Below are 7,212 nucleotides of genomic sequence, written 5' to 3'. Positions count from 1 at the left end.
GCGTTCTGAAAGCTTACCTAAATGGGATATTTCAATTGCCCCAACCTAATCGGTACCTTATTTGTTTGCTAGTCCCTTACATCTAGAGAACCCCTTTGGCTTCTTTTGCCGTGGTGCTTCGCTGTGAAGACAGCCGTTAACCAGTCTCTCAATGGCAAAGCCTGTGCAGTCGAGGCATTTTCTACTAGACATGAGCTGATCGGTCTCGCTGTAAGGCTTGTGACTAAAGAAGGCGATCGCCATTGGCTTCTGTAAAAAGCTAATCCCTACCGTTTTTGGGGGTGACGTACTGGCAGAGCCAGGAATGACGACTGACGAAACGCTTGGTTCCATTGCTCAACCGTCCCTGTGGTCTGTTGACGACTCTCAACGCCTCTGACTGCCAAACTTTTACAGTGGTCAGCACTGACCGCTTCAAACCAGCGTCAGTCGTCAGTCGTCAGCGTGTCGTCACTCAAAGTGGCTTTCGTCAGGCAATTGCGGATAGTGGCGCGATCGCCATTTGGTTGCGTCATCATCAAAGGCACCAAAGCCAGCCAGATTAATCGCCGTCAGGAATTGCAGAAATGCCTCAGCATTGAAGCCATTGCGCTCACCCCAATAGCGGCGATAATGACGGACTCCCTGAAAGACATCCAGCCACTCTTTGCCCTCCAGATACGCCAGAAACTCAACGGCTTCCGGTGTGAGCGCGTCGAAATCTGGGGCATTAGTATGCAGATTCTCCGGCGCGATCGCGGGCAGGTTGTAAAGGCTTTCCAATTGCTCCAGCACACGATCGGACCCACTCCCCGCTACCGACTCATCCGCTACCGACTCTTCCTCAGCATCACTTAAACCCCTTGCTGTCTCGATCGCTGCGTTAAAGGCTTCCTGTGCCTTCTGCCCGTCCGCATCCAGCGTCACAGCATACTCGCCCACCCCAGGCATCTTTGCCATATAGGGTTTTTCATTGGCAAGAGCAAACATGGCGTAGTATTTGAACGCTGGATCGTCGGGGAACTGTTCACGGAGGGCACGTCGCTGCTGAAACTCCTGCTCCATCGCTGTTTTCTCAGTGCCTTTACAGCGATAGCCAATGCCGACGCTGATCGCACCCCCGACAAAGAGAATGCCGAGGTTCTCCAGATCGACGATGTTCATCTTGAGGACGTTTGCCATGAGGTTCTGTCCCGCAATCAGGCTCAACAGTCCTAACTCCGCTCCCATCCGCCAGATTCGCAGCAGGTAGATGCTGACGGCAAAGCGTTTGGGCATTTCGTGCGCGTCCAGAAACTCGATGTCTTTGGGGTCTAGCGGGTTGTTAAAGCGTGAAATGACCTCATTGATTTCATCTAACAAATAAATGCGTTTATCGGCATCAAACAGCCGCAGAGGACGATTCTGGCGATAATCCTCAGCCCGCAAGTCAATCCGCTTCTGTACCTCGTCCGAGGCATCTCGGAGCATGAGTAGACATTCTTCAGCACCCAAGTAAGCCGGTCGCAGTGCGCGGATTTCGACTGAGAGCTTGGCATCCCCGACAATGAGCTTGGCATCGCCGCCCAGAAGTTGCTGCTGGACGGCAATGATGTTGTTCATCGCCACTGTTTTACCGACCCGTGTCCCGCCAAACAAACCAATGTGTGATGCCCGTTGGATAAACGTCTGAAAGTGTTCTGGTGACGGCTCTTTGAGGAGTAAGGCAGGGTTGGCTCTCTCCAGTTTTTCATGCTCCACCCAGTCGATGCCAGAGACATCAAAGGTCAGCTTCACGCCTGCAAACGGGACGCTGATCGGTTCCACACTTGGATCGCTATTGCAACCAGGGACAGCGGCTCTCAAGGGCTTTAGAAGGTCGCGCTCGATGAGCTTGTACGCCTCAGCGAGATTACGGACAAAATGGACTTTCGTCGCCTTGTTATTACCAGTTGTGGGGGCTGGCTCGATCGGCAGAATGGCAAAACTCAGTTCAAAACGGCTCTTGGTCAGCGGTTTGACGACGGGTTGCTTCACAATCACGCCATATTCATACAACGTGCGGATGGCATCCCGCGCCAGCAGTTCATAGGGTGAGCCACCCGCAGGCAGATCAGGCTTCTTGAGCTTGTGCGCTTCACTGAGCGCTTCGCCCACAAGCTCGGTATAGAAGGTCTTTTGCTCCTGCATTTCAGCTTCGATCGCTGCCAGTAGCTTTTCATGCCGGGACTCTAATTCAGCGTGTTTCGCATCGTAGTGGTCTTGAGCCTCCTGGATTTGGGCTTCTAGAGCCGCTTCAAAGGTCTGCTCCTTCTCCGTGAGCGACACTTCCCACTCAGCCAAAGCAACCTGCTGCTGCTCATGCCATTGGTCGAGTAGGGCACGTTCCGACTGCACTCTTTCCAGTTCACGCTGCAATCGCTGCCACTCCAGCGACAGCCGTTCGCGCTCGGTTTCAACTGCCTGTAGCTTGCGTAACTCAGCTTGTTCTAACTGCTGCCGCAACGCCTGCACATCCGCTTGAGACTGTGCCACGAGTTGTTGCATGGTTTGCTCATAGTGGTAACGTTGCGCGTCTAGCTGCGTCTCATAGCCATAGCGGAGATCACCCGTCACATGGGAAATATGCTGGCTCTCCAGGGTGAAAGCCTCCTCACGTTCCTTTTTTCGATAGAGGATAGCAGCTTCGATCGCTGCCCCTGCTCCCAGCAGCTTCACGCCATTCCAGAACCAACGAGAGCCACTCACACCGCTGTTTCCAGTCATAGCAAAGCTGAACAGGCTCAAGCAAGCAATGCCTGTTAGGAGATGCGGTGTCGCTGCGAGATGGGCAGGTTGGCGATCGTGACAAGATGGACGTAGCTGGAAGGGGGAAGGGGCGACCATCGTTTAGACCTCCTGTTTTGTCTATCAGACTCAAACAAAAACCAACAAAGCACCGACTAAACCTGCGATGGCACAGACTTTGGCTTCCCGTTCGTACTCATACCAACGGGGTGAAGCCTCCAGCGTGGCAAACCAGACCAGAGCAACCATGCCCAGGACAACTAGCACCAGCAGGAGAAGGTTAAACGGTGGCAGCACACCTGAACGCCAGAGCGCACGGATGGCTTCAGCCAGGAGGTTGGCGCTGAGTAGACTGGCTGCGGCATACGCGAGTCGTGGCATGTTTAGACCTCCTTAACTGGCTTGCTTGCGTGAACGACTGGTGCTGGAGTCAGTCGTCACGGCTGCGCTGACGGCGTTTGTTACCTTTGCTGCCAAGCCTGACAGACCTTTGAAGCTGAAGGCACTGTTTTTCACCTCTAGCTCTGCCTGGGACTGCTTGATGCCCAGATCCAGCGCTTCCAGCCTGTTGCGAATCCCGTCCTGGTTAAATGCCCACTCTTTGACTTTTGCGCCAGCGTTATCCTGCGCGATCGCAGCTGTAGCACGGGCTTCAATCAGTTTGTACGCTTGCGTGTGGAAGGCTTGTCTGGCAAGCTCCACCCCAATTTCAGCCGTGCCCACTTCAATCAGCTTGGCGCGTAAGACGTGTCGGTCTTTGGCAAGTTCGGCTTGGGCGATCGCCAATTTGACCCCACGCTGCTGGCGCTTGACCCCCTCAAGCTGGGTTTCAAACTCCAGGGCTGAAAGTTCGGGTGTGACGGACTCGCGATCGTGCGGAACAATGTTTGTGACCGTCGTATCGGGCTGTTTCGAGTATCTGATGAGTTCTGGCATTGTGACCTTGTAGGTTGTGATGAGTTTGTGGTTAATTTGTGCAAAAAGACTGATGAAGCTAATTGAAACTAATTAAGCGGTATGGCAGAAGACGGGTATGCAGGTGCCAGTCTGACGGGCTGTGAGTTTGGCTGTGACTGCCCTCCACGCAGCACAGTGCTGGCAATGAGCCAGGTGCCCACGCCGATCACCGTGGCAAGGCTGACACCGACTAGCAGGGCGAACCAGGGATCATTTTCTTGCCACCACCCTGACCGTGATCGCTGCTGCAACAGCAAGACATCCGGTGTCGATCGCTCTACGTTGGGATTGCCGGCCGCTTGCTCGTATGCCCGTGAGATGTGGGTAGCCGTTTGCTCTTGGACTCTGAGCATGGTGTTTGCTACGCCGTCTACTAGCTGTAATGCTTGCTCTTGCTGGCTTTGAACCGCGCCCAGATGCCGAGAGACAGTACGATCAACGCTGCGATCGACATACGGTGCTAAGGCTGCTGCCACCTGGTGTGCTGGATCAGTCTGTCCAGACTGTCCATAAGGCTGTGGCTGTCCATAGGGTTGTTGCACGGGCAAATAACCGTGGGCGTTGGGCACAAGCTGTCCCGGCTGGTGGATCGCAGGCTGTCCCCATTGCTGAGACTGTCCAGGTTGTGCGTAGGTCGAGTCGTAATGTCCAGTAGGCTGGACTTGTGGCTGTGTATAGCTCATCCCGCTACCATGAGCGGGCACTAGCGCTCCCGGTGCCTGTGCTTGACGTTGGGCATGGTCAAGTAGCGCTTGTTTGAGTTGCACGGCTTGAGCCGATCCGACCAGATCAGATAGGAGCAACAAACCGCTGAAGGTATAAAAAACGCGCATGACGTGATCGGCACCATTGCCAGCACTTTTGATAAAGTGGACTCTTTCGGTTAAGTGAGGGCGATGCTTCGTAATGTGGTACTCGCTCATGGCTCCAAAGGCGGCAACAGAGCGGCTATGAGGGAACAAGTAACCATAATCACGATCCGGGATGAGAAATTGCAGAAATTCACTCATGGGGGACTCCGATAGAGGGTGGAGGACTGGCAAGTTTGACAGTGACAGTCAGGCGTTGAGAGGCAAGAACTGTCATAAGGGCAGCAACCGCTACGACACAGAGCCAGAGTTTTCGCTTTCGGATGGCTTTCCCGGCGCTGGTTCGGTTTGCTGCTGCCGGACAAGATTGAGTAGAGCATTCGCCTTCATGCCTGCGATCGCGTTGCCAACCTGAGCCTTCGCCTCGACATACTCAGCTTGAGCCTCAGCGGTAAAGCCTTGATTCAAGACCGAAGCAGCTTGAGCAGCTAAATCCTCGTAAAACTGCGTCTGTGCCTGAATCGGAGACGCATCAGCCGCTTGCACAGTGATGTTGAGTGCGCCAACGTTGACATTCACAAGCGAACCGCCAACCCGATAAGAGGTTTCATTAAAGGTCACTAATTGACTAGCCGGAATAGTGGATGCCGGAACAGTGGATACAGTGTCAATCAGTTCACCATCAAGAGCCGTTATCGCTGGCTGCACAGGCGTTTGGACAGGCTCAGCCGCTTGGACAGCTTGAGCCTGATACGTTGCATAGTCCTCCGCATGATCCTGGTGGACAGAGGCAATCCAATCCCCGTAGCTACCTTGAGCGGTTGCATTCATCAAGGCTTCCATCTGTTCACAGCAGAAGGGTGTATAGCGAGTCCCTTTACCAGAGCCAATTCTGAGTTCTTGCTCAGGCATCCAGCAATAAGCCTGCCGGATCACGGGATACCAATTAGCGACGTTGCGCCGAAAGTTTTCGACGCTGTTAGCAGTCTCAGGGTTGGGCACCAGCATTTCAGCGATCTCACGAGACGATTTAGGGCTGCCCCATTTCGCGGATGCGTTGCGGGAATTTCGCGCAACGTTTGCGGGAATTTCGCGCAAATTTCCTGGAACGACTCTCAAAGCTGGGGCGATTGGGTCAAAGTCATTGCTGATAAGGGGTTTGGGCATTTTTATTCGTCTCCATGCAAAGTTTTGCGATCGCTTCTGGCGTTGCATGGGGGCTACCAGGAAGTTCGCTTACAAGAAAAATAACATATTTTTAATTACAGACAACATACAGGTAATTAAAAATGGCGTATTGGTTATCTTTCGTTAACAAAGGCAGATAACTACAGGTAATTAAAAGTAAAATTCTTCTGAAGTGTGAGCCGTACAGCCCCTCCGACGTGCCAAGAATCAACACAGGAAACGTTGACTTACCTGACGACGACGCAGATTGGATGAAAGTCGTGTGCAATCTGCGGGGGGTCGCCCTTAGAGCAAAAGTGGGAGAAATTATTAGCGGTCATTTTGTCCGCTTCAAACCGCTATACGTCAAGCGTGTTGGGTATTTTGCCCGAAAATACGAGCTTTCCTGGGAAGCAGCCTATATCCTCCTTGTCTCACGCGATCCGCCTTACAAAGACGAGGATTTTGCGTGGGCAAGAGAACAACCGCCACTCGCACTACTAGAGGAACAAGGTACAAACTTTGGCTGTGAAGTCACAGCCAACCCCCCAAAAACTGATTTAAAGGAGAAAAGCGATGACATCGGTACTGGAGAAACTTAACAACCTGCATGAACTGGCATTCGTATTCCTCACACATCCACAATTCGGACTACAGCACATCGCCGATGACCCTGACGAAGTAGCTTTAGTTGACCGGGCGATCGCCATGCTGGAGCGGGCGAAGGCTGGGGAAGAATTTTCCCGCGAGGACTGGACTGACCTCAAAGAAGAATGTGCCAAACTCATTGGCTCTCCACTCGCTGATGCGGTCAGCCAGATCATGTCAGCCCTGCGAAATCCTCAAGCGGCTGCCATTTCTGGAGTGCGCGATGCTGGGAAATACATCATTCAAGCCAATGCGGAGGCGAAAGCACGACGGGTTCAAGCGCTTCTAAGGAAAGAGCTTCGAGTTTTTCTAAGCGAAAAAGATTAAAACCGAGGTGGGTGTTCGCGTGTTAACTGACCCTGAAAAACTTAGCGAGTCGTGGGAGGCAGATGTTTGGGCACCAAACCTTCATACAGCCCAGTCAATGTGTGAGGCGATCGCAGGTGATTTGACAGAAGTGATCAATGTCACCCAAGTCACTAAAAAGCCGACCAAGCAGGGCGAATATAAATTTATCTGTTGGTTCAAAGCGGAGATAACAAATGATGGCAGCAACACTTGAAGGCATCAAAACGATCCCAACCATTCCCAGGCAAGGAGAGCAATATCTCTCGGTCAACTTGGCGCTAGTGAGCTTGCCCGAACTGGTGACGGTGGCTCAAGCACTAGGGTTCAAAACTGAAGTGGTGCAAATCCACCAGCGCTCCGGCACTGAAGTCCATGCGCTGCTCTGGGAAGGCATGATGACAGAGGCAGCGGCTGATTTCGATGAGCGGGTGGATGCTCTCGCCGATCGGATCGATACTAAGGCGATTCGGTCTGTCCGAGGCGGCTGGACGCAACAAACCGCTTAAGACAGTGGCATCGTCTGCCAAAGATCAGGTAC

The 7,212-nt window shown here is 53.0% G+C and carries 10 protein-coding genes; 4 read left to right on the top strand and 6 right to left on the bottom strand.

Features of this window, described 5'->3' with window-relative positions; genetic code table 11:
• Nucleotides 1-57 precede the first annotated feature (57 nt).
• The 6 genes from C7B82_RS31560 to C7B82_RS19315 form a co-directional block, all read right to left on the bottom strand.
• Nucleotides 58-333, bottom strand: a complete 276-nt coding sequence (locus C7B82_RS31560) for a hypothetical protein (protein ID WP_146141203.1) — start codon at nt 331-333, stop codon at nt 58-60.
• A 117-nt stretch (nt 334-450) separates the two neighbouring features.
• Nucleotides 451-2,844 carry an ATP-binding protein gene (locus C7B82_RS19335; protein WP_146141202.1) on the bottom strand — a complete coding sequence of 798 codons (2,394 nt, stop codon included), beginning with the start codon at nt 2,842-2,844 and terminating at the stop codon, nt 451-453.
• Between the two features lie 30 nt (nt 2,845-2,874).
• Entirely contained in the window at nt 2,875-3,126 is a 252-nt protein-coding gene (locus C7B82_RS19330) for a hypothetical protein (RefSeq protein ID WP_106257914.1), read from the bottom strand.
• Between the two features lie 12 nt (nt 3,127-3,138).
• Nucleotides 3,139-3,681, bottom strand: a complete 543-nt coding sequence (locus tag C7B82_RS19325) for a hypothetical protein (protein ID WP_106257913.1) — start codon at nt 3,679-3,681, stop codon at nt 3,139-3,141.
• A gap of 68 nt (nt 3,682-3,749) precedes the next feature.
• Nucleotides 3,750-4,712, bottom strand: a complete 963-nt coding sequence (locus C7B82_RS19320) for a hypothetical protein (protein WP_106257912.1) — start codon at nt 4,710-4,712, stop codon at nt 3,750-3,752.
• A 90-nt stretch (nt 4,713-4,802) separates the two neighbouring features.
• Nucleotides 4,803-5,678, bottom strand: coding sequence for a hypothetical protein (locus tag C7B82_RS19315; RefSeq protein WP_106257911.1), 876 nt, complete (start codon nt 5,676-5,678; stop codon nt 4,803-4,805).
• Nucleotides 5,679-5,896: 218 nt separating this feature from the next.
• Between C7B82_RS19315 and C7B82_RS19310 the strand changes: the two genes are divergently transcribed.
• From C7B82_RS19310 to C7B82_RS19295, 4 genes are read left to right on the top strand one after another with little or no spacing between them, the layout of a single operon-like run.
• Nucleotides 5,897-6,280: a hypothetical protein gene (locus tag C7B82_RS19310; RefSeq protein WP_106257910.1), complete on the top strand. Its 384-nt coding sequence runs from the start codon at nt 5,897-5,899 to the stop codon at nt 6,278-6,280.
• A complete protein-coding gene (locus C7B82_RS19305) occupies nt 6,255-6,653 on the top strand; it encodes a hypothetical protein (protein ID WP_106257909.1) in 399 nt (132 codons plus the stop codon). The genes C7B82_RS19310 and C7B82_RS19305 overlap by 26 nt, the downstream gene beginning before the upstream one ends.
• Before the next feature lie 19 nt (nt 6,654-6,672).
• Nucleotides 6,673-6,888 carry a hypothetical protein gene (locus tag C7B82_RS19300; protein ID WP_146141201.1) on the top strand — a complete coding sequence of 72 codons (216 nt, stop codon included), beginning with the start codon at nt 6,673-6,675 and terminating at the stop codon, nt 6,886-6,888.
• A complete protein-coding gene (locus C7B82_RS19295) occupies nt 6,872-7,180 on the top strand; it encodes a hypothetical protein (RefSeq protein WP_106257907.1) in 309 nt (102 codons plus the stop codon). Before C7B82_RS19300 ends, C7B82_RS19295 begins: the two co-directional genes overlap by 17 nt.
• Nucleotides 7,181-7,212 lie beyond the last annotated feature (32 nt).

This window comes from Stenomitos frigidus ULC18 (assembly GCF_003003795.1).
GTDB classification, from domain to species: domain Bacteria; phylum Cyanobacteriota; class Cyanobacteriia; order Leptolyngbyales; family Leptolyngbyaceae; genus Stenomitos; species Stenomitos frigidus_A.
The sequence above is the reverse complement of the archived record's forward strand: the minus strand, read 5'-3'. Positions and strand labels throughout refer to the sequence as shown.

Bases quoted from the DNA above. Each gene is read 5' to 3' on its own strand.
- C7B82_RS19325 (WP_106257913.1), bottom strand. From the start codon at position 3,681: ATGCCAGAACTCATCAGATACTCGAAACAGCCCGATACGACGGTCACA.
- C7B82_RS19320 (WP_106257912.1), bottom strand. From the start codon at position 4,712: ATGAGTGAATTTCTGCAATTTCTCATCCCGGATCGTGATTATGGTTAC.
- C7B82_RS19305 (WP_106257909.1), top strand. From the start codon at position 6,255: ATGACATCGGTACTGGAGAAACTTAACAACCTGCATGAACTGGCATTC.
- C7B82_RS19335 (WP_146141202.1), bottom strand. From the start codon at position 2,844: ATGGTCGCCCCTTCCCCCTTCCAGCTACGTCCATCTTGTCACGATCGC.
- C7B82_RS19315 (WP_106257911.1), bottom strand. From the start codon at position 5,678: ATGCCCAAACCCCTTATCAGCAATGACTTTGACCCAATCGCCCCAGCT.
- C7B82_RS31560 (WP_146141203.1), bottom strand. From the start codon at position 333: ATGGAACCAAGCGTTTCGTCAGTCGTCATTCCTGGCTCTGCCAGTACG.
- C7B82_RS19295 (WP_106257907.1), top strand. From the start codon at position 6,872: ATGGCAGCAACACTTGAAGGCATCAAAACGATCCCAACCATTCCCAGG.
- C7B82_RS19330 (WP_106257914.1), bottom strand. From the start codon at position 3,126: ATGCCACGACTCGCGTATGCCGCAGCCAGTCTACTCAGCGCCAACCTC.